We start from the raw sequence: 22,568 nt of genomic DNA on the forward strand, positions 1-22,568 counted from the left end.
AGGGAGATAACTCAAAACTCAAAACCAATTTGCAAATTACTCTATCGGTGGGCATAAATTTGCAATTTGCCCATGGATTTCACCCCTTGGGGAGATGATTTTAAGCCTTTAGACAACGATTCTGACAGAAAGACAGGAGGATTTGCCTTTGAGTAGGTAATCCTATTCCGGTCATCGTTAACACAACCGAAACAACGAGGAAGAACATTATGGTTGAGAGTGTGGGACTAGGACTCATGAGTTGGGTAACTTGGGTAGCACAGATACCGATAGAGCCAGAACTCGATACCGTCGAAGATGCCGCGCTGATTTTTGACGGACCCCAATTTTTTACCACATTGATTGCCGGTGTGGTTTTAGCGTTTGCGTTCCAGATGCTCTTAACCAATCTGGGTGTGGCGTTGGGAATTTCCTTTGCTGGAGGCTCAGACTCATCATCGTCAAATCAGAAATCCTCAGAGACGGTGCAGGGGACAATTCGCAAGGTTGGTACAGCATTAGGATTAGCAACGTTAATCAGCGTAACCTTGGCGCTATTTTTTGCCTGTCTATTTGCCATAGAATTAAGCCTACTAAATGATCCAGGCTTGGGTGCGATTGTCGGGTTGGTGATTTGGGCAACGTACTTTTCGTTACTTGTTTGGGTCAGTTCAACAACGGTTGGTTCTTTGATCGGATCAGTAATTAGTACCGCTACCTCTGGTTTTCAAGCCATTTTAGGCACCGCCACAGCCGCAATTGGCGGTAGCGCCGTCCAAAAAGAGGTGGTGCAAACCGCAGAAGCAACGGCGGCGGCGGTACGTCGAGAACTGGGTTCTGCAATTGACCCGGAGACGATTCGCGAGAACTTAGAAGATTATATTCAGGCGATACGACCTCCAGAACTGAATCTGCAAAAGATTCGGACGGAATTAGAAGACTTAATCAATGACCCAAATTTACAAGAAATTGCTGGTAGTGACAGCCTGCGTGATATTAATCGGCAGACATTTATTGATTTAGTAAGTAGCCGCAGCGATTTACCGCCACGGGATGTGAATCGAATTGTTGACCAACTTGAAGCCGTCTGGAAGAAAACGGTGAATCGGTTGCCTTCTTCTAGAGATGCTATGGCAGAATTTAGGGAGTACCTTCAGTCCGCTACGCCGGATCAGCTCGTTAGTGATGAGTTTACCGAGAAGCTCGATGATTTAGTCACAGAAGTACGCAAGCGCCGCAAAGCCCAAAATCCAGGACCTCTGGCTCAAGCTGCATCCACAGGTATACATAGTCTGATGGGCATGGTGATGGGACGTGTGGATATATCAGACTTAGATATGGAGAAAATTGTCGGTCAGCTTAAAAACGCAAGAAGCCAAGTTACTGAACAGGTTGGTCAAGTTTCCGCTCAGATCCGTGGTGGGACTCAGGATGAATCCTACAGTACGGTGCGAGCCGATGTGGAAAATTATCTGCTCAATAAATATTCTTGGCAGATGCATCGACCTACATTGGAGCGGGAATTCCGAGATGTACTCTATGATCCAGAAGCTGACCCTGCCAGTGTGGTACAGGAATTAGAGCAGCTCAATCGGTCAGATTTTGCTGATTTGTTGGCACAACGGGGTGTTTTTACTGAAGAACGGATCAGAGAAATTGCGACCTGGTTGGATATTATTCGCTTAGAGGTATTATCTGTAGCGATCGCAGCTAGAGAACGAGGTGAGGCGATCGCACTATTAGCCGCGATGGAGCAATATTTCCTATCCACGCCCAAGGAAGCACTCACGCCTGAGAAGATTCAACTGAATATTAGGGAGATTCTCCATGATCCAGATGCAGATTATGAACACCTGAGCAATCGTCTGGCTCAGTTTGATCGTCCATTATTTGAGCGGTTGGTCGAACAACGCCAAGATTTAACCCCGATTGAAGGGGAAGCGGTAATCGTTGAGATGGAAAAAGCCCGCGATCGCGTTTTGGATACAGCCAGAGAAACCCAAGAGGCGCTGAAGGCAAAAGTTGAAGCCCAGTGGATGAAGGTTCAGTCTGTTTTGAGTAACACGGGTAAAGATCAACTGAATCCTCAAGCCATTGAACAGGAACTCAAATTACTCTTAGATGAACCTCAAGCGGGATGGCTGCTGCTGCGTAAACGCGCTGAACGCTTTGACCGGGATACGTTGGTACAACTGTTAAATCAGCGTCAAGATCTGAGTGAAAGCCAAATTAACCAAACTATCGATCAGGTTGAACGGACGTGGACTCGTGTTCGCAGTATCCCCCAAAAAATGGCAGATACAACAAAAGAGCAATACGACAAAACCATGTCCGCGATCGCTGAATATCTGCGGAACACCGGGAAGCCAGAACTCAATCCAGACGGGATTCAGCGTGATTTGACCAAACTGCTGGATGATCCACAGCATGGAACCCGCTTAATCAGAAAGCGGTTAGCCTCAATGGATCGCGATACCCTGGTACAGTTACTCGCCCAACGAGATGATCTGAGTGAACAAGAGGTTAATCAGATCATTGAGCAAGTGTTTTCTACCCTGCGCCGTATCGCCAAAGCCCCCCGACGCTGGGCGCTACGCACTCAGGAAACCGCCCAAGATTTCCAAGCCGCTTTTGAGGATTACTTACGTTCGACGGGTAAAGAGGAACTGAATCCCGAAGGAATTAAGCGGGATATGCAACTACTGCTGAGTGAACCCGGTTCTGGGATGTCGAGTCTACAAGAACGCTTGTCCCACTTTGATCGCTCGACATTGGTGGCGTTGTTATCCCAACGGGAGGATATCTCAGAAGAGGATGTTAACCAGATTGCCGATCAAATCCTCAAGGTGCGCGACCAAGCGATCGCCCAAATTCGGACGGTGCAATATCGCATCCAGTCGATTATTGACGGTATTTTTGAGCGCATTCGCGACTACCTGAATAGCTTAGAACGTCCTGAACTGAATTATGATGGCATCAAGCAAGATGTGCGGACGTTGTTTGATGACCCAGAAGCTGGGTTTGATGCACTCCGCGATCGCTTGTCTCAGTTTGATCGGGATACCCTAGTCGCGATTATCAGTTCCCGTGATGATATCTCCGAAGCCGATGCTAATCGGATGATTGGTCAAATTGAGCAGGTTCGCACTCGTTTGCTACAACGGGCAGAACGGATTCAACAACAAGCCCAACTGCGCCTAGAACAGGTCAAGCATCAAACACAACGCCAAGCCGAAGAAACTCGCAAAGCCGCTGCGACGGCTGCTTGGTGGCTCTTTGGCACAGCGCTGGTTTCCGCGTTAGCTTCCGCAGGTGCAGGCGCTTTAGGTGTTGCTTGAAGATGTAGAGACGTTGCATGCAACGTCTCTACGTCAGGGCGCGTCTCCAGGGGTTTTCCATATCCCGGTTTCCTTAATTTCGTATCTATCTTTGGATAGAAAAGTAATTTATGACTGTAGAATGACGCCTGTTTTCGCAGCAGTCGGTAATGTTAGCTGTAGTGTACGGAGAAAATGATAACTATGGATATGATCAATTTATTAATGATCATCGCTACCTTGGCGATCGCCAGCCTTGTTCTCGTGAAGCCGAATCGCCTGTTTCGCTCAGCGATGATGCTGCTGGGTGTTGCCATCTTTACATTTAATAGTGCTTTTCCTGCTTTCGCTGCCCCCCCGCAAGCTGCTGTTGATTCCTCTCAAAGCAGTCAACAAACCAATAATGAAAAGGTGACCACCTCTGCAGCAGGGAGTCAGTATCAAGGCATTGAATATGTTGAATCGAGCCGAGGTGGAAAGGAACTCACTGATTCTCAGATTCAGGATAAAATTGAATCCGATATTTCTGAGAACCTAGTTGCTGGCGTTTCGAGTGGTGCGGTTCGACTCACCGGAACGGTTAAAGACCAAGCAACGGCTCGTAAGATCGTTGAAAAGATCAAAGATATTCCTGGTGTTCACGAGATTACTTTCGATTTAGCCCTGGAAGATATTCCCTCTTAATCAATCTTAAATGAACAAATATTCCGTTAATCTCAAACGGAGTTTTTCTGTCTTAAATTGGTCTTGTTCTATCCCACAAGACCAATTTTTTATAGCAGATTGCAAGTCAGTAAACCCCTTTTGAGCGTAAGCGAAACCCAACAGACTAACCCACGCTGGTTAGGTTACTCTACCCTTCGGGTTCTCCTAGGCGAGTACGATAAGGTGAGAGCCTACGTTCCCAGAGTCCAACCTATAAAGGGCGTCTGATAAAACGGGACATTCAGATTAAAATCCCAATAAAAGATAGGTTTCATTTTCTTGTTGAGTAACGGTTTGTCTCCAGCTCATTTCCGGAGATACATCTTCAAGTAGGATAAATAACTGATTATCAACATTCATACTATAAATATCAATATACTCCGGTCGCTGCGGATTATGAGAACGCGCCACACCTTCGAGCCTAAAATCTTCTGTTTTTCCTGCCAAAATATCCAATAATATATCGTCTAAACCAATCAACTCTGGAAAACTAATGCAGACCGATTTGCCAATGGTTAATTTTTCGGGAAAATCACAAAACTGGTGAGCCTGATCAGAAATCTCGCGAATCGTTAAATCGGGATTAAGGATCAAATACTCCATCTGGCGCATTGCCACAAACCTTTCCAGAATGGGGTTAAGCTTAGAGGACGCCGTTTGCAGTTCACAGAGATCCTTCAAACGATAGCCGAACCCATACACAGTTTCAATAATGTCACTTGCACCCGCTTTTTTGAGCTTGCGTCGTAATCCTTTAACATGTGCCTTAACCGTTTCCCGGTTTGGTAGATCTCCAAACGTCCAAAGTTTTTCGATAATATAATCTTGACTAAATATCCGGGTTGGAGAGGACATTAACAAATATAAAAGACCATATTCTTTGGGAGATAGACGCAAGGGTTGTCCCTGACAGGTTACTTCACAAGTACTCGGATCGATTTCCAAGTTTCCCCATTGCAACGTTGGTGTACTAGCATCCCGGTTACGTCTGAGTAATGCCCGAACTCGAGCCGCTAGCCCCTCAACAGGACAGGGTTTAATAATATAATCATCAGCGCCTGCATCTAATCCCGCCACCATATCTTGCGTTGCAGCTGATGCACTCAGTAGAACAATTGGACTGGTATTTCCCGCTTGTCTTAAACGGCGACAAAGACTAATACTATCCAGATGAGGCAAATTAATATCAAGCAGAATCAAATCATAGTTATAGGCTAAAGCATTGTCCAATCCTGTCTCGCCATCATACGCCAGATCAACAACATAATTTTGTTGAGTTAACCCTGCCACAATGGTTTTGGCTAAAGTTTGATTGTCCTCAATAACCAAAAGTTTCATTTTTTTTCCCTTTTGTGCAATAGATGATCCTGAATCTTCCTGTAATATCCCCCGATTTTTAAGCAGGAAATTCCTCCCCTATTGAAACCCACGCCTTGCCTACATCATTTGTGACAATTTTTCAGGAGGTGGAAAGATGGGGGATAGGAAGACGCGATAATGGCAGACAGAAGAGATTCTGTCCACCTGAAACCCCTATTCTGCCTCACTTCAAAAGAGTATGGTAAAAAAACCAGCGATTGTAAGCGATTGTAATAGATGTTAAACACAAAACCAACTAATTCTATGTCGTTGTCGATGAGTCCCCAGGAGCGTAACCTGCTCCACTCCTTAGTTGACTACTCCTCTATCCAGTCTCTGCCAGAAATTTGGTCGATCGCGGCGCAGCGATTTGGACAGATTATTGCCCTCAGAGATCCTCACACCCAACCCGAGGTGATCTTCACGTACACTCAGTTGGTGCGCCAGATTCAACAATTGGCGGCGGGATTACAAACCCTGTTTGATAATCCGGTGATCCAAGCGGAACAAGAGTCCTCGGAACTTCCTCCCCGTATCGCCTTAATTGCCGATAACAGCCCCCGTTGGCTGATTGCGGATCAGGGGATCATGACAGCTGGGGCGGCAAATGTGGTTCGTAGCGCCCAAGCTGATCCCAAAGAATTGCGGTATATCTTAGAACACAGTGGTAGCATTGCTTTAGTTGTCGAAGATACCAAGACACTGACCAAACTCAAACCTCATCTTGACGAGTTGCCGATTCAGTTTGTGATCCTACTCTCCGATGAAGAACCACCTGCTGAAGACAAACTCAAGGTGCTTAATTTCTCTGAGGTGATGAGTCTGGGTTCAAACGCAACTCTACAACCGATTCAGACGACCCGTCAAACCCTCGCCACCTTAATGTACACCTCCGGCACCACCGGGAAACCCAAGGGTGTGATGTTAACCCATGGTAACCTGTTGCATCAAGTGACTACATTTGGTATCGTCCTCCAACCCAAACCGGGCGATCGCGTCTTAAGTATTTTACCGACGTGGCATGTCTACGAACGCACCGTTGAATACTTCCTCCTCTCCCAAGGATGTACCCAAATTTACACCACGATTCGCCATGTCAAAGCCGATCTCAAAGCCTTTAAACCCATCTACATGATCGGCGTTCCTCGGCTGTGGGAATCGATTTATGATGGGGTGCAAAAGCAGTTTCGGGAGCAACCACCGAACAAGCAAAAATTAGTGTTCACCTTACTGGATATCAGTCAGCGTTATATTAAAGCGCGGCGAATCGCTCAAGGGTTAGACTTGAACCAGCTTAATCCTAGTCCCCTAGAACGTCTTAGCGCCAGCATCCAAGCCTCACTCCTATTACCCGCCCATAAATTAGCCGACAAACTCATTTATCAAACCGTGCGGGCGGCAACCGGGGGTCAAATCAAAACCATTATCAGTGGTGGGGGTTCCCTGGCAATGCATTTAGAAAACTTCTTTGAAATTGCCGGGATTGAGATTCTGGTGGGGTATGGACTCACCGAAACCTCTCCTGTGACGAACGTTCGCCGGATGGAACGGAATCTGCGCCGTTCCTCCGGACTTCCCATGCCCGGAACCCAGATTCGCATTGTTGATCCCGAAACCCGGAAACCCTTACCCACAGGCGAACAGGGGTTAGTTTTGGTCAAAGGACCCCAAGTGATGCAAGGGTATTATAAAAACCCAGAGGCAACGGCAAAAGCCATTGACTCCGAGGGATGGTTTGATACCGGAGATTTAGGATGGGTGACGCCCAACCATGATTTAGTCTTGACAGGACGGGCAAAAGATACCATCGTATTGACCAACGGCGAAAATATCGAGCCGCAACCGATTGAAGATGCCTGTCTGCGAAGTCCCTATATCGAACAAATTATGCTAGTGGGTCAAGATCAGCGATCGCTCGGTGCGTTAATTGTGCCGAATCTAGACGCCCTGCAACAGTGGGCAGCCGCTGAAAATGTTACCCTAAACTTGCCCAACTCCGATACGAACGAGGACAGCGAGTCGTTCCGGACGGGTATTGAGCTGAAAAGTAAAGAGGTGCAGAACCTATTCCGGCAAGAATTGAACCGGGAAGTCAAAAATCGACCGGGCTATCGCCCTGATGATCGAATTGGTCAATTTGCGCTGATTTTAGAACCCTTTTCCATAGAAAATGGCATGATGACTCAAACACTGAAAATCCGGCGACTCGTTGTTACTCAACGATATCGCGATATCATTAACGGGATGTTCGCCCCTATTGCGGGGAAATAGGGTGAAAGAGTCTGCTGGCAAGTTGCCTGTGGCTCTTAACATGATTATGCCCCTAAACTTTGGGTTATCCTGTTAGTCGGATTAACCCTTACCTTTTTAACTTGCGGTGGGGGATTGGGGGAGGCAATAAGTCCCACGCCATTGCCCAAACTGCCGTATTGAAGTCAGAAAGGAACGACCTACTGAGAAATACCTATATGCCTACAGAAGAATCTCAATCCAAAGAATCTCAATCCAACCTACTCTTGAAGCGACCGGTTAATATTAAAGCCATTGTCACACCCCGCTGGAAGGAGGAGGTACAACAACAACTCCAGGGACAAATTAACCAACTGGACTCTCAACTTCAACAGTTGGACATGCAAGGGCAACGGGCGATCGCGGAAATTCAAAAGCAAAGTGTGAATCCTCCGGGTCCTCAAGTCAAGCAGCAAATCGAAAGTATTCAATTGCAGGTCAATCAAAAGAAAAGTGAGCTGCTAGAGCAAAAAAACCAGCAACTCCAGCAACTTCAACAGGTACAGATGCTCGAACTTGACCAAGAAGTCAATCAAGGTCAGATCGAAAGCTTCTTCCGCGTTGAAGCCGGAGATAACCTGGTTCGCAAAATGCAGGTCGAAATTCTCCTACGAGATGGTGTAGTCGAAGAAATTCGCGGCGATATCTAACGTGGTGTAGAGACGTAGCATGCTACGTCTCTACACTGCCTCTTGCTATCCTGGAAGGAAGTTCCCCTACCACGGATAATCCGCCCATTCAATAATGAGTGACCAAACAACCCGATTATGTATTCTCGGTGGAGGCTTTGGGGGGCTTTATACTGCCCTGCGCTTAAGCCAACTCCCTTGGGAAACGTCACAGCAGCCAGAAATTATACTCGTTGATCAAAGCGATCGCTTCGTATTTATGCCCCTGCTGTACGAACTCCTGACAGGTGAACTGCAAACCTGGGAAATTGCCCCACCCTTTGAAGAACTCCTGGCAAATACTGGGGTACGCTTCACCCAAGCGACGGTGATGGGGATTGATAGTGAGCAACAGCGGGTACAATTGCAGGATGGCGTAGAGTTTGCTTACGATCGCCTAGTCTTATCCTTAGGTGGAGTTACACCGATGGAAAGCGTCCCCGGTGTGGCTGAACATGCCATTCCCTTTCGGGCGATCGCAGATGCTTATCGTTTAGAAGAACGGTTACGGATTCTCGAAGAATCTGATACGGAAAAAATCCGTGTCGCGGTTGTCGGTGGTGGATATAGTGGCGTGGAACTCGCCTGCAAACTCGCTGAACGGTTAGGAGAACGCGGACGCATCCGGTTAATTGAACAGGGTGAGATGATTCTGAAAACCTCTCCCGAATTTAACCGTGAAGCCTCACAACAGGCTTTAAATGAGCGAAAGGTATGGATTGACCTAGACACCTCAGTAGAGGCGATCAGCGCCGATACTATTTCTCTACTTTACAAAGGACAGGTAGATACCATTCCGGTTGATATCGTGTTATGGACTGTTGGCACCACAGTCGCCCCCGTCGTGCGATCGCTCCCCTTTAAACAAAACCACCGGGGTCAACTCATGATCACCCCAACCCTACAAGTGGTGGATCATCCCGAACTTTATGCTTTAGGGGATCTAGCCGATTGTCGAGACATCACCGGTCAACAAGTCCCCAATACGGCTCAATCTGCCTTCCAGCAAGCCGATTACGCTGCTTGGAATATTTGGGCATCTCTAACCGGGCGTCCCTTACTCCCCTTCCGCTACCAGCATTTAGGCGAGATGATGACATTAGGGACAGACAACGCGACACTGACTGGGTTAGGATTAAAACTTGATGGGGTCTTCGCCCACCTAGCGCGGCGTCTTGCCTATCTTTATCGTATGCCCACCCTAGACCATCAGCTCAAAGTTGGTTTAAATTGGATGGCACAACCTTTATTGAATCTGCTAAAACATGAGGGGTAAGAACATTTTGACTCTTCACTTTGGAAAGAGGGCATAGCGCACGAGGGATGTAGGGGCGGGTTTTACCGATAACATTGAGGAGAAAACCCTTAATTGAACTAAACCCGCCCCGATCAAGTGGGAGAACAATAAGACAAATGACAAATAACGAATGACAAATGACCAATCCCAAAGTCATTTTACTCGATGCCGTCGGTACATTATTTGGGGTGCGCGGAAGTGTCGGTCAGGTTTACAGTGCGATCGCTCGCCAGTTTAATGTGAATGTACCACCGAAACTGGTTAACGATGCCTTTTTCCAGGCTTTTGCTGCGACTGATCCCTTAGTTTTTCCCGACACAGACTCTCAAGAGATTCCTCAATGTGAATTTGAATGGTGGCGCGTGATTGCCCTTCGCACGTTCCAAAAAGTCGGTGTTCTGGAACAGTTTGCCGACTTTACCGATTTTTTTGACCACCTTTACACCCACTTTGCCACAGCCGAACCCTGGTTTATTTATCCAGACGTTATCCCAGCGCTGGAGGCGTGGCGGCGAGTTGATATTAAGCTAGGTGTTTTGTCAAATTTTGATTCTCGCCTTTACTTAGTGCTAAAAGCCCTGAATCTGGATGAATTTTTCAGTTCAATCACCATTTCTACAGAAGCAGGGGTGGCTAAACCTGATCCCCAAATTTTTACTCGCGCCTTACAGAACTATGAGTGTGAACCTTCACAAGCATGGCATATTGGTGATAGTTTGCGGGAGGATTATCAGGGGGCTAAAGCGGCGGGATTGAGAGCGATTTGGTTGGAGCGTTCCCAAGATATGGCTGAGATTTAATCGTCATTTGTTTATGTCATTCGTCATTCGTCAGGGCGGGTTTAGTCACATTTAGGTGACAAAAAATGTTAGTAGTCAAACCCGCCCCTACCAACCAGGTGTATATAGATCCCCGACTTCTTGGAGAAGTCGGGGATCTTGCGGAAGAAGACTATAGACCCCCAACAAGTTTATCCTCGAAAGCAATGATGAATTCATTGTCGCTAAATAGGGCTTGCTGCACAAAGCCGAAACCCTTAGCTATCAATACTTTGAGCCATATTGACAGTGGATAAAGTGCAAGAAAATGGGGTAGCATCCTTCATAAGTATGGCTTCACCTTGCTCAGTTAAAATGTACCCTTTCTCCCCCAGCTACCCCAGCGTCCCCAGCTTCCCCAGCTCCCCCTCACCACAAGACTTATTCAGCAGCCCCTAAATACACCTGGTTGACGTCCCGACGCCTGTAGTACTGTTTGATCATCGCCCTGAAAAATGAGACCCTGAGCCGCGTTATTTGTGTTGAGCCGATCCTCGCTGAAGAAGGTTTCGCCTAGTGGATTTGTCAGGTAATAACCAAACATGTTGCCAAAATCTTCGTAGATTTGGAAGTTAGGATCAGCTACAGGTGGGACTTCAGGTGGGAATGCCAAAGTGCTAACACCGACGCTGTTATCAGCTAAGAAGAATACGCTGGCTGCATCTCCTAGGTCATTGTCTCCAATAAAGATCGGAACTCGGAAACTGGGGTTATCTGCTTTATAAATACCAAACACGTTTTCAGGGGCAAAACCAGCGATCTCGAAAAGTAAAGTGTTTTCAGAAGCGCCACTAGACTGGTTCGTAAATAAATCGAACGGTGTCTGATCATTCTCCACATTAATCCCAGGACCGGATAATGTGATGCCATCCAAGAGTTGTTGGAGGGATATGCCATCATCAGAACCGCATAAGGTTTTCAGACTATGAGGAGCAACGGTAAAATGAAGCTTTCAACTCTACGTCGCACTCACATCAGGTTTTACGTCATCCACAATGGCAATTAGCGATTCTCGAATCATTACCTATAGTCCCGCTTACACGCTGGTTCCGACCTACGAATGCTTTAACCGTTGTAGCTACTGTAATTTTCGCGCTGATCCGGGTCAAAGTTCATGGTTGACTCTAACTGAGGCTGATCATCTCTTAAAACAGCTTCAACCTCAAGGAATTTGTGAAATTCTCATCCTGAGTGGTGAAGTGCATCCCCATTCGCCACGGCGTCAAGCTTGGTTCCAGCGAATTTATGATCTATGTGAACTTGCCCTATCAATGGGATTTCTCCCCCATACTAATGGTGGACCGTTGCAGTTTGAGGAGATGCGATCGCTAAAGTCGGTAAATGTGTCAATGGGGTTAATGCTGGAACAGATTACACCTCAACTCCAGGAAACCGTTCACCGTCATGCACCCAGTAAGATACCCCAGGTACGGCTACAACAGCTTGTTTGGGCGGGGGAATTACAGATTCCGTTTACCACTGGGCTATTGTTGGGGATTGGTGAGACAAGTGCGGATTGGTGGGAAACCTTGGATGCGATCGCGCAGCTTCATGATCAGTATGGTCATATCCAAGAAGTGATCTTACAACCTCATAGTCCCGGTGATCAACAACATTGGCAAGCCCCCGCATTTGATCCGCAACAGTTACCCCAAGTCATAGGCAAAGCCCGCCAAATTTTACCTGCCGATATCACCCTGCAAATTCCGCCTAATTTAGTCCCAGATAACCAATGGTTACTCGCTTGTTTAGCCGCAGGCGCGAGTGATTTAGGCGGAATTGGACCCAAAGACGAGGTGAATCCCGATTATCCCCATCCTCAAATTCAGCGATTACAAAATAGTATTGAACCAGCCGGATGGCATCTCGTACCACGCTTACCCGTTTATCCGCAGTATAATGATTGGTTGTCCCCACGATTACAACAAGCCGTTTTGAATAAACGATTTGATGACATCCAACGGGGAAGCGATTTTCTAATCAACAAAGAACAAATGATGTAGCTTGTTTCTCGCGAAGTGAGTAAGCTATTCGGCATTCAAACCTTAATATCAACAATGACGAAATCCTTGTCGTAGTGTGAGCATCTTGCTCACTGTATTGAGCGCTCGCTACTAATACCCAATTTAAATGCGTGACAGCTTATGACAAATGACAAAATTATGTCTCAACTTGAAACAGCCTTAGAATTTATCCGAAACGTTGAACAGAAAAATTCTAATAAATCAGCATATCAAATCGCCAATATTTTGCGCGGCTATACCCGAAAAAATTATACAACCGGGCTATGGAATACCGCCACAGGATATCACCAAAACTATATTCAAGGAGAATTTCAGGGAAAATTAAATAGGGATGTCTTGTTAAGTGGAGAAACCACAGACCTTGGTCATTTTCTCGCCTCCCTGTCTGACCAAATTAATCAACCTGGTGTTCAATGGTCAGATTTGACCCAATGGACAGCAGATCATACAGCGTGGGCGGGTGATATTGGTTCAGCAATTATTGTTTATCGGACGCAATACGAAACCCTAGCGGTCAAAAGCTTATCGGAAGCCTTAACTCGCTTTGCCAGAGATTCTGATTATACTGCCGATGTAGCGGCTTGTGTTATCGGAACTCTAATTAATTCGGGTCGCTATCAATCGGTTTCTCAAGGGATTGCAGACTATAATTCGACGACTTATTCCCAGCAGGTGAAAACATTTATCCAACAGCGTTTTGGCGGAACGTTCCAAGGAAATAAACTCCAAAACCCAGCGGTTGTTGAAGCAAAAATGGCTCAAGTTGTCTTTTTATTCGTGCGCTTATCCAATGCTCCAGATATTGTGGCATCAATGAAGGACGTTTGGCAATCTCCAGATCAATTGAATTTAAGCAATATTGTACAACCCCAACGGAGTGATATTCTAGCCGGAACGTTACATTTTCTGGCTCACTTGGTTAGGTTTGGTGGTTTAGAACCCTTGACATTTAAACCCTATCGTGTGCCAAGAACTAAATGGCTGGGTAGTCTTAATCAGGTAACAGTGAACGGAAGCATAAGTACCTGGACATAAATTCTGTCCGCTGTACTAAGAAATGTTAACAACTGTTCCCTGTTCTCTGTTCCTTCCTAATCTCAACCCGTTATCGCATTTATTGGTAAGCCAGGGCGGGTTTTGTTTTTCATTTATCGGTGGGGAGGGCGGGTTTTGTTTTTCATTTATCGGTGGGGAGGGCGGGTTTTGTTTTTCATTTATCGGTGGGGAGGGCGGGTTTTGTTTTTCCGTTATTTCAACAATAGCTGACCTTAGTCCCTAAACCCGCCCCTACAGTCCCTAAACCCGCCCCTACAATTGTGGCTAAACCCGCCCCTACAATTGTGGCTAAACCCGCCCCTACAATTATGGCTAAACCCGCCCCTACAATTGTGGCTAAAACCCACGCCGACGAATTATTACTTATTACTTATGATTTATTTTCGTTAACTTTTAAAAATAAAACTCTATAGGTTGCCCATAAAATTGCTAAACTACAACCATCTTAAAAGAATCCCGAATGGAATGGTTGAAAAATGACCTCAATGAAATGTCCTAAATGTCAAGGAAACCTGGAACCTGTAGTTTATGCTGATGTTGAAGTAGACCGATGCGCTGATTGTAATGGCATTTGGTTTGATTCTCAAGAAGCTCAAACTCTCAAGCAAATAGAGGGTTCTGAAGCAATCGATACGGGTGATCCCAAAATCGGCAGTAAATTTAATGCCATTGAAGATATTAATTGCCCGAAATGCAAAGCAAAAATGACCAAAATGGTTGACCTAAAACAGTCCCATATTTGGTACGAAAAATGCCCAATCTGTTATGGTATCTGGTTTGATGCTGGGGAATTTAAGGATTATAAACAGGAAGATATTCAGGATATCTTCAAAGGAATCTTCAGTGGGGAACGACGATGATCAGGGCTGATCAATATTTCCGGACTGGTGGGAGTCATCGGGGTTATCGATATTGGCGAATCATCAAAATAACGACGTTACGACGTTACGACGTTAAGTAGATAGACCAATATAAACATAAAGTAGCTTGGCGGGTTTTGAAGGCTGAATCATAAGGACAGCTAACTGTTGCTTCAACCCGCCTTTAAAATAGCCTTTACGTTATCTGGCTAGGTTATCTGCATCTGCACTAAACGTCTTCCGACTTATCAATGCTGTTGCTAGGGGAAGCATTATATAAAGCATCAAGCTGGGTGCGGGCGTCTTCAACAGTCATGGATTTCATGACCAGCAGTGGTTCACTTGTCGGATTCCCGGTATCATCCAACAGTTCTGGATGGGGGACACGAGTATTGCTAGAACTAGATGCGGCAAATGAAGCCTTTCCCGCAGGTGCGTAATGCCGTTGAGCATCTATACTCAAGTTCAGTAAACTGCGAATCAAATTCCCGATCGCGAGAAATGCAATAACGGTAAAGGCAATTATGTATAGTAGGTGTAACATGGCATCATCCTCCAGACTAAACCGTTGATCTGTTAATCGATTATCTTAGGGTGGGTCTTTGAAATTACCTTTTTATCTGTAATCCGTTTAGCTTATCAAACCTAGGCATAAATTTGATCACTCTCTCGGCTCAATATTGACATTTCCAGAAATCTCCGACTCGGATTCTCCCGATTTCAATGAGCGCCAGCGCATCCCGACTTGCCAACACTCGTTGACTAACCGATGCCATGGCACTAATGTAGCGGGTTCAATCCCCACTTGACCATCCGTTGCTTGAAATAATGTTACCGCCGCATTGACTTCCCGTTGGGCGGTTTTGACTCTCTCCAGTAAATCCCTCTGCTGCTGTCGGCTTAAAAAGCTGATCTCCTCAGCTTCGAGTAACGAACGCGATCGCGAAAACCAATATTGGAAATCATCCAACAGGGGTTGTAGTATCGACTTGAGCAGGTCTTGCTCGTGGGGCTGAGACTGAGGCATGAATCTTAAGCGCTAATTCATCTGTTAATTTATCTTAACGCTAGTTACAATTCTTTACAATACGCAACCAACTCGGCAACCTGCATTGGTTCAAGAAGGTGAGTATCATGGAATGGAGAAAAGGAACCAGGGAAACCGTTAACTGCTTTCAACCTCAACTCAATGGCACAGTCACCCATGTCCAACGTCGAAGCCCCCCAAAAACCCGAAAAAATTCATTTGCCTCGGACCAGTGAATCTGAGACCCTGAAAAAAATTCGCCATACCGCCTCTCATGTCATGGCGATGGCGGTACAGAAGCTGTTTCCGGGGACACAGGTGACGATTGGTCCGTGGATTGAGAATGGCTTTTATTACGACTTCGCCAAACCCGAACCCTTTACCGAGCAAGACTTAAAAGCCATCAAAAAAGAGATGGTGAAAATCCTCAAGCGTAAACTCCCCCTGATTCGGGAAGAAGTCAGCCGCGAAGAAGCCGAACGTCGGATCAAAGAACTCGGTGAACCCTACAAACTAGAAATCCTCCAAGACTTAGAAGACCCAATCACCCTATACCACCTCGGAGAAGATTGGTGGGACTTGTGCGCCGGACCCCATGTCGAAACCACAGGTGACATTCATCCCAAAGCAATTGACCTAGAAAGTGTCGCTGGCGCATACTGGCGCGGTGATGCAAATAAGGCGCAACTTCAGCGAATTTACGGCACCGCCTGGGAGACGCCGGAACAACTAACTGAATATAAGCGGCGCAAACAAGAAGCCCTCAAGCGTGATCATCGCAAGCTGGGCAAAGACCTAGGACTGTTTATTTTATCCGACCCCGTAGGACCCGGATTGCCCTTGTGGACACCCAAAGGGACAATCCTGCGGAGTACCTTAGAAGACTTCCTCAAACAGGAGCAAATTAAGCGCGGCTATCAGCCTGTAGTCACCCCGCATATTGGTCGCGTGGAGTTGTTTAAGACTTCGGGACATTGGCAGAAATATAAAGAAGACTTGTTCCCAATGATGGGAGACTCAGAAGCCGAAGGCTTTGTCCTGAAAGCCATGAACTGCCCATTTCATGTACAAATCTATAAGCATGAACTGCGTTCCTACCGAGATTTGCCCATGCGTCTCGCGGAGTTTGGCACGGTTTATCGGTATGAACAATCCGGGGAACTAGGCGGATTAACCCGAGTTCGCGGCTTTACCCAAGATGATGCTCATCTGTTTGTCACCCCCGAACAACTGGATGATGAGTTCTTGCGGGTGGTTGACTTAACCCTATCCGTGTTTAACACTCTAGGGTTGCAAGATTTTAAAGCCCGTTTAAGTTTCCGTGACCCCAACCAAGACAAATATATTGGGTCAGATGAGGCGTGGAATAAGTCAGAAAACGCCATTCGTCGGGCAGTGGAAACCCTGGGAATGGGTCATTTTGAAGGCATTGGCGAAGCCGCGTTTTATGGTCCGAAGCTGGATTTCATGTTCCATGACGCTTTAGATCGCGAGTGGCAATTGGGGACAGTACAGGTGGACTATAACCTGCCAGAGCGATTTAACTTAGAGTATGTGGCAGAAGATGGCACACGCCAGCGCCCTGTGATGATTCATCGTGCGCCCTTTGGCTCATTGGAACGGTTAATTGGGATTTTGATTGAGGAGTATGCGGGAGACTTCCCCTTCTGGTTAGCCCCCGTGCAAGCGCGACTGTTACCCGTGAGTGATGAACAGTTAACGTTTGCCAAGGAAGTGGCACAGAAAATGCGCCTGGTGGGAGTTCGCGTCGAAGTCGATACCAGTGGCGATCGCTTACCGAAGATGATCCGCAATGGCGAGAAGGCAAAAATCCCGGTGATGGCGGTTGTCGGGGCGAAGGAGGTTGAGTCTGATAGTCTTAGTGTACGGACTCGCGAGGCTGGGAAGCAATCCCAAGACTTAGGCGCGATTCCAGTGGCGCAGGTAGTGGAGAGAATGGAGAGTGCGATCGCTAACCGCCAGAATTTTTAGGTGTTGTTGTCACCCTCCTTTTAAAATGTAGAGACGTTGCATGCAACGTCTCTACAAGGTTTGGATATCTGGAAAAAATAGATACGGATGCCTAATCATGTTGTAATTGTCTAACCCCATTCATCGATAACGGTTTATAGAGACTACATAAGGCAACTTTTCGCTTTTCCAAAAGTTTAGCTACCCCATCGATAATAATGTTCACTAGATCAGCATCACAACGGGCTAAAAATTCTTCCGACGTTATTTTTCCTTGAAAAAACTCCTGGGTATCGTGCCACATCTGGCAAATCCCCTCAAATCCAATGTACTGAACCACAAAGCTCGTCAGGGGAGAGGTTTGAAAATCAAACGAAATGCTTTGAGCGCGTCCCTCCTCCAATAATTTCCACACTTCCCGTTCTAGAAGCGTTTTCGGGCGATGCGGATTAATTAGTGTGGGAAAATAATCGCCCAAATGACCGATTGAACTCGGTTCATCCCCAAACTCTCCCATCATAAGGGTTAAGGGAACATCTGAACCTAAACGCAATGACAAGGCTTCTAAAATCCCATTCGCCACCAATTTACTGTCTAAATAAAGCCGCGCCACTTCTAAATTCCGGCGAGCTTGCTCGACAAACTGGAGATAAATGAAATCATTAGGTTCTCCTCGGAATTGCCGAAAAATCAGTTCGGCGTTCAGAAATTTCATGAACACTGCCATTTTTTGGATAGCAAATCGATAATCCCGCACCGTATACGACCCTGATTTTTTCAGATTATGGTTCGTTTCCGGTAATAAATTCCAGGTGTTAGATAAGAAAACAGCCGAACTCGGATGAGCAAATCCACCAACATCTCGGTTCGCCAGCCGCACTGAACGCTTCACGCTTTCTAGGAGTTCAGCACTGGTTAAGTTAAGATTAAATCGCTGATTGATCGATTTCAAAGACTGATATAATTCTTCGCTAGGGCTTAACCCAAAATCAGATGGCGTGCGGAAGGGAATAGTGGCTTCAATACAAGCCACAACCTGCACTATCAATGCTGGTGTCAAAACAGGCTCTAGGAGTTTAGCGGTAACAATCGCACTTAAAAACTCATTTTGTCCAGTAAAGGGAAATAATTCCTCTGCTGGCGCAACTTTAAAAAGGGTAGCGACTAGCTCAAAAATGATATCGTGTTCACCTGGATTATCGGTGCGGACAAAAAACTTCCCTCTCTCCTCTTCAATAAAAGGAGCAAGATAAGGCGTCAGGTTAAACGGAATACTCCCATCAACTTGCACGTAGATAATATCGTGAAATAAAGCCGCCAGAACTTCAATGGCGTCCGTAGAGCCACCGACCTCTAAAATATGTTCGATGGAATGAAAATAGCGCCAGGGACCCATCATCGTTTGTACGATGATTTTGGCAAGATTCGCAAGCTGTGATTGGGCAACTTTAACGTCGAGCTGATGGGTTGCCCAGATGAGCTTATCCAAACATTTCTGATAATTCTTATCAAAGTTCATAATGTAAACTTAACTCATTGGGATTTTAAAGGTGCTATTATAACTCTATACAGCTTAAACAGCTATTTACCAGGAAAAGAAAGGCAAAGTAGGAACGTTTTGAGTGTTGACTCTTCGCTGCGCTCCGGGACATGGTTTTAAGCCTTCGTTGGCTAGTTAGGCATGGTTTTGAATTCAGTCTCTTATTTCTCCATTCAAAGGCTTTACCACCAATAAATCTAACTTGGGATGAGCAGCTTTCAACGAAATAGGACGTTTTTCGGATTGTTGTTGCCATAATGTGATACCATTAGCTTTATTTTCAATTGTGAAGGGTTTTTCGCTGATTTTACCTCAGCCAGATGTTTGATTGGATATGCGCCAATTGGCTGAGTTTCTCAAAAGAGAATTTTAAATTGGTTATGGTGAAGGATTGAATTCGGACAATGGCTGGATAAGGCATGTCCTGTTCCCTGTGTCCAACCCATCTGGCTTCTATCCCAACGACTGAAGAGGCAAGCGATCCCAATCCCCAACTTGGCTATTTTTGAGCGATGATCATAGTATATCAACCTGAATAACACTGATTTAAGCGTTTATAGCGAAGACAGCGCAACTACGAACTTAGCTTCTATGAGCGATCGCCCTCCCGTGAATGCATCTCCCTTAACTTCTATCCTTTGGCAAGCCCAGCAGGAACTGTTACCGCCTAGTCAGTTCTATCGTCTCTGCCAACATGCCCGTCAGGAATTGGGTCAGACACGATTATACTTTTATACTCCTGATTCAACATTCATTGATTTAAACAACGGAATTGGAGCGCGGGAAATTAGACAATTTCTCGACCATTTAGCCCGATATGTACGGGGGACTGTTCAGGAAGGGGAGCGCACAACATTTTCTCTCAAACGAGTCAGACTCCGGCTAAAACACAATACCAAAAGGATAATTATGATCAAAAAAGAAGGAGAGTACTGCCCGTCTCCCCTCTTTACCCAAGCCATGAAAATTGAAGTAGAAATGGCTGGAGCGGGAATGATTGGTCGGGTGGCTCGTCTGAGGATAAATGAAAAAGATTTTGCCTTTAAAGCATTTTTTGATCCTGATTTTGTGTGGCAGCATGGACCTTGGGCAGAAATTCCCATCGGGATTCGCTTAAAATATTGTCAGGTGACTAAAGATGTGCCAGAATTTTTGTTTTCTAGTCTGGATTGGGCAGTATGGGAATGGATTTATCCCCACACTCACCCCCAATCCCGAAAAGAGGGGATTACATACCAGCAGTTTGCTCAAACCGAAGGACTGACGAAACTGAATCCCTTAAATCGAAATAACTACAATCCCCATAATATACGACTTGATCCAGGCGGAATTCAGAAAGCCTATTGGGGAAGACGATTTCAGGATTTTTTCCGCAGCCTTCTGTTTTATGTGCGGAAAGTTCGCCGAGAAGGATGGAACTCCCTGACGCCATACCTAAAACCGGAAAAACTCCGCTATTTAGGGGTGCGATTGGTTTCACTGATCATAACTGGGGGGAGTCCGAGGTCGGTATCGTCGGGAATGAATTGGCAGACTGTATTGACCAAGAAAAGCAATGTCAAGCACCGTGAATTATCATAAGCTAAATCGTCATTTCTTAACATAAATTAGCGATTGACCTGCTCTAAAAGTTAGAGTAAGATTATTTTTTTGCTCAAGGGATAGACAAGACTTTATTCCTAGCCACAATGCTATACCCGACGAAAAATCCGGCATCTAGCAAGGACATTCTTTATGCAGCCAGAACAGCTACAGCAAATAAAAGGCTACTACCTTGAGGCTGCCGAAGCACACCTGCAACTCATTGAGCAGTATTTGCTGCATCTGCGAAGGACGCTCAAAGACCCAGACCAAATGAATGAACTCTGCCACGCGACTCGTTGTGGTATCGTAGGGGGGGCTAACCTGCTGCCAATTAGTCCGCTTCATATCCAAGGGATTCATCAAGCAGGTTTATGCTTGGTGGATTGTGTTAATTTGATTCGACAGCAGGGTTCACTCAAGGTTGACCAAAGGTTGCAAGCCTTTTTAATGCAAGTGTTTTACGCCTTGAAAAAATTAATTGATGGGATGAAGGAACCCTCTAGCTTAACCGACAAGCAGGTAACGCAGATTATTGCCACAACTGAGTCAATGAGGGAGCAACTCAAGGATCACCTCAAAGGGTTAATTCAGCGATCGCGTCACCAGTCGTCTGCTAACCTGGACACAGAGTCAGCCCCGGAAACTGAGGCGCTCTCTATTGATGACTTGCAATCTTTAATCGATGAACTCTTGCAAGATAGTTAAATCCGTCAGTCTAAATAAACTTAACGATATTAAGTTTTGTAAACGCTCCTCAACCCCTGATCAATGATCAAGGACAAAGGACAAAGGACGATCGGATCACTTTTTGTAATAGATTCGTAAATGCCCTTCCACTCAAAGATTATCCAATGCTATGATTGTCAGTTGAAGCCTAAACCATTACCTCTTCATTTGGGAATGCATCTTCATTTTTAAGCGAGCCAAACGCAGCAGACGAGGCGCTATGGAAACAGTAGGCGTGTTAATCTCAGGTTGCATTTTACACTTGTCCGGTTACAACTCTAGTCGGTAACGATTCACAGGCGCAAGCCAAACGGCTGAGTGGAAAACTGATGCTGCGATCGCGAGATCACATAATCCTACCCTTTAATCACGAGGCTAAGGTTTCACTTGTCCCTACTTTTCTGAATAGGAATCAGCCAACATGAGTACAGTTTTACTAGTTGAAGACAACGCCAGTCAGATGGATCTGATCGAGAACTACCTGCACGAAGGGGGTCACACCGTTATCCGAGTGTCTAAGCCCAAAGAGGCGGTGACTCACGCAACTAACAAAAAACCCGATGTGATTATTACAGATGTTGTCATGCCAGGAATGAGTGGTTTTGAGTTGTGTCGAAAACTTAAAGGTCATCCGGCAACAGCTAACATTCCTATTATAATTTGTTCCTCTAAAAATCAAGAAATTGACCGTCTTTGGGGCATGAAACAGGGAGCTAAAGCTTATTTAACGAAGCCTTTTTCCCAAGAGCAACTCAATCGTGCGGTGAAATTGGCAATGGCATAATTTTAGTTTGGCGTAAGACTCCGATGGGTGCATCCCATTTTTAGGGAACAGGTGTCACAAGGAACGGGCAACAGGAATTGAAAAAAAATTAACTCATCTATTTACTATTGGTAGGTAAACGGGTACGTCAATAAATATAAAGATATTGTAAAATTTAATTAGAGTTATTTTTTTCAAATGCTGATTACCATGTTTAAAAGCAAGTTGCATCGGGTAAAAGTAACCGATGCCTGCCTGCACTATGATGGCTCAATTACCATTGATGAGGAACTCCTAAAAGCGGCAAATATTTTGCCTTACGAAAAAGTACAGGTTGTCAATGTGAATAATGGTTCCCGATTGGAAACCTACACCATTCCTGGGGAATGGGGAAGTCGTGTCATCTGTTTAAATGGTCCGGCGGCTCGTCTGAACGCGGTTGGAGACAACGTGATTGTAATTGCTTACGCTCAGATGACACCGGAAGAAGCGCTTTTACATCATCCCAAAGTCGTCAAAGTGGATGAATCCAACAATCCATTGTAGTTTTTTTAACCGCACCTGGGTATTATGGGTATGATGACA

General features: G+C 45.7%; 19 protein-coding genes. 14 read left to right on the plus strand and 5 right to left on the minus strand.

Annotation, left to right across the window (positions count from 1 at the left end; translation table 11 throughout):
• Positions 1–209 precede the first annotated feature (209 nt).
• Together RIB93_RS13730 and RIB93_RS13735 are read left to right on the plus strand one after the other, a co-directional pair.
• Positions 210–3,317: an MFS transporter gene (locus RIB93_RS13730; protein WP_446373318.1), complete on the plus strand. Its 3,108-nt coding sequence runs from the start codon at positions 210–212 to the stop codon at positions 3,315–3,317.
• Positions 3,318–3,500: 183 nt separating this feature from the next.
• Entirely contained in the window at positions 3,501–3,980 is a 480-nt protein-coding gene (locus tag RIB93_RS13735; protein WP_446373319.1) for a BON domain-containing protein, read from the plus strand.
• Positions 3,981–4,247: 267 nt separating this feature from the next.
• On the opposite strand, the gene RIB93_RS13740 is transcribed toward RIB93_RS13735, so the two are convergent.
• Positions 4,248–5,339, minus strand: a complete 1,092-nt coding sequence (locus RIB93_RS13740; RefSeq protein WP_446373320.1) for a response regulator transcription factor — start codon at positions 5,337–5,339, stop codon at positions 4,248–4,250.
• A gap of 258 nt (positions 5,340–5,597) precedes the next feature.
• Here RIB93_RS13740 and RIB93_RS13745 point away from each other — a divergent pair, with 258 nt between their 5' ends.
• The 4 genes from RIB93_RS13745 to RIB93_RS13760 all read left to right on the plus strand — a co-directional run bounded on the left by RIB93_RS13745 (position 5,598) and on the right by RIB93_RS13760 (position 10,414).
• The gene (locus RIB93_RS13745; protein WP_446373321.1) at positions 5,598–7,631 is read left to right on the plus strand and encodes an AMP-dependent synthetase/ligase; all 2,034 of its coding nucleotides are present in this window, start codon (positions 5,598–5,600) and stop codon (positions 7,629–7,631) included.
• A 197-nt stretch (positions 7,632–7,828) separates the two neighbouring features.
• Positions 7,829–8,299 (plus strand): YlqD family protein, encoded by a 471-nt coding sequence (locus RIB93_RS13750; protein WP_006099879.1) that lies wholly within the window; start codon positions 7,829–7,831, stop codon positions 8,297–8,299.
• A gap of 94 nt (positions 8,300–8,393) precedes the next feature.
• Positions 8,394–9,593: an NAD(P)/FAD-dependent oxidoreductase gene (locus tag RIB93_RS13755; protein ID WP_446373322.1), complete on the plus strand. Its 1,200-nt coding sequence runs from the start codon at positions 8,394–8,396 to the stop codon at positions 9,591–9,593.
• A 158-nt stretch (positions 9,594–9,751) separates the two neighbouring features.
• Positions 9,752–10,414: an HAD-IA family hydrolase gene (locus RIB93_RS13760; RefSeq protein WP_446373323.1), complete on the plus strand. Its 663-nt coding sequence runs from the start codon at positions 9,752–9,754 to the stop codon at positions 10,412–10,414.
• Between the two features lie 403 nt (positions 10,415–10,817).
• Here the strand turns inward: RIB93_RS13760 and RIB93_RS13765 are convergent, their stop codons facing one another.
• Entirely contained in the window at positions 10,818–11,306 is a 489-nt protein-coding gene (locus tag RIB93_RS13765; protein ID WP_446373324.1) for a hypothetical protein, read from the minus strand.
• A 121-nt stretch (positions 11,307–11,427) separates the two neighbouring features.
• Here RIB93_RS13765 and cofG point away from each other — a divergent pair, with 121 nt between their 5' ends.
• From cofG to RIB93_RS13780, 3 genes are all read left to right on the plus strand, one after another.
• Positions 11,428–12,435, plus strand: a complete 1,008-nt coding sequence (gene cofG / locus RIB93_RS13770; RefSeq protein WP_446373325.1) for a 7,8-didemethyl-8-hydroxy-5-deazariboflavin synthase subunit CofG — start codon at positions 11,428–11,430, stop codon at positions 12,433–12,435.
• A gap of 141 nt (positions 12,436–12,576) precedes the next feature.
• The gene (locus RIB93_RS13775) at positions 12,577–13,491 is read left to right on the plus strand and encodes a hypothetical protein (RefSeq protein ID WP_446373326.1); all 915 of its coding nucleotides are present in this window, start codon (positions 12,577–12,579) and stop codon (positions 13,489–13,491) included.
• 506 nt (positions 13,492–13,997) lie between these two features.
• Positions 13,998–14,372, plus strand: coding sequence for a zf-TFIIB domain-containing protein (locus RIB93_RS13780; protein WP_446373327.1), 375 nt, complete (start codon positions 13,998–14,000; stop codon positions 14,370–14,372).
• A 229-nt stretch (positions 14,373–14,601) separates the two neighbouring features.
• Here the strand turns inward: RIB93_RS13780 and RIB93_RS13785 are convergent, their stop codons facing one another.
• Positions 14,602–14,916, minus strand: a complete 315-nt coding sequence (locus RIB93_RS13785; RefSeq protein WP_446373328.1) for a DUF2973 domain-containing protein — start codon at positions 14,914–14,916, stop codon at positions 14,602–14,604.
• 117 nt (positions 14,917–15,033) lie between these two features.
• Positions 15,034–15,399, minus strand: coding sequence for a DUF2605 domain-containing protein (locus RIB93_RS13790; RefSeq protein WP_446373329.1), 366 nt, complete (start codon positions 15,397–15,399; stop codon positions 15,034–15,036).
• A 162-nt stretch (positions 15,400–15,561) separates the two neighbouring features.
• On the opposite strand from RIB93_RS13790, the gene thrS reads away from it, so the two are divergent.
• Positions 15,562–17,391 (plus strand): threonine--tRNA ligase, encoded by a 1,830-nt coding sequence (gene thrS / locus RIB93_RS13795; protein ID WP_446373330.1) that lies wholly within the window; start codon positions 15,562–15,564, stop codon positions 17,389–17,391.
• Positions 17,392–17,482: 91 nt separating this feature from the next.
• On the opposite strand, the gene RIB93_RS13800 is transcribed toward thrS, so the two are convergent.
• Positions 17,483–18,889 carry a hypothetical protein gene (locus RIB93_RS13800; protein ID WP_446373331.1) on the minus strand — a complete coding sequence of 469 codons (1,407 nt, stop codon included), beginning with the start codon at positions 18,887–18,889 and terminating at the stop codon, positions 17,483–17,485.
• Positions 18,890–19,501: 612 nt separating this feature from the next.
• On the opposite strand from RIB93_RS13800, the gene RIB93_RS13805 reads away from it, so the two are divergent.
• The 4 genes from RIB93_RS13805 to panD all read left to right on the plus strand — a co-directional run bounded on the left by RIB93_RS13805 (position 19,502) and on the right by panD (position 22,529).
• A complete protein-coding gene (locus RIB93_RS13805; protein ID WP_446373332.1) occupies positions 19,502–20,491 on the plus strand; it encodes a hypothetical protein in 990 nt (329 codons plus the stop codon).
• A 153-nt stretch (positions 20,492–20,644) separates the two neighbouring features.
• A complete protein-coding gene (locus RIB93_RS13810; RefSeq protein ID WP_446373333.1) occupies positions 20,645–21,199 on the plus strand; it encodes a hypothetical protein in 555 nt (184 codons plus the stop codon).
• A 442-nt stretch (positions 21,200–21,641) separates the two neighbouring features.
• Positions 21,642–22,004, plus strand: a complete 363-nt coding sequence (locus RIB93_RS13815; protein WP_446346262.1) for a response regulator — start codon at positions 21,642–21,644, stop codon at positions 22,002–22,004.
• A gap of 177 nt (positions 22,005–22,181) precedes the next feature.
• Positions 22,182–22,529, plus strand: a complete 348-nt coding sequence (gene panD, locus RIB93_RS13820; protein WP_446373334.1) for an aspartate 1-decarboxylase — start codon at positions 22,182–22,184, stop codon at positions 22,527–22,529.
• Positions 22,530–22,568: the final 39 nt, after the last annotated feature.

The sequence above is a fragment of the Coleofasciculus sp. D1-CHI-01 genome (assembly GCF_040218875.1).
Lineage (GTDB): Bacteria > Cyanobacteriota > Cyanobacteriia > Cyanobacteriales > Coleofasciculaceae > Coleofasciculus.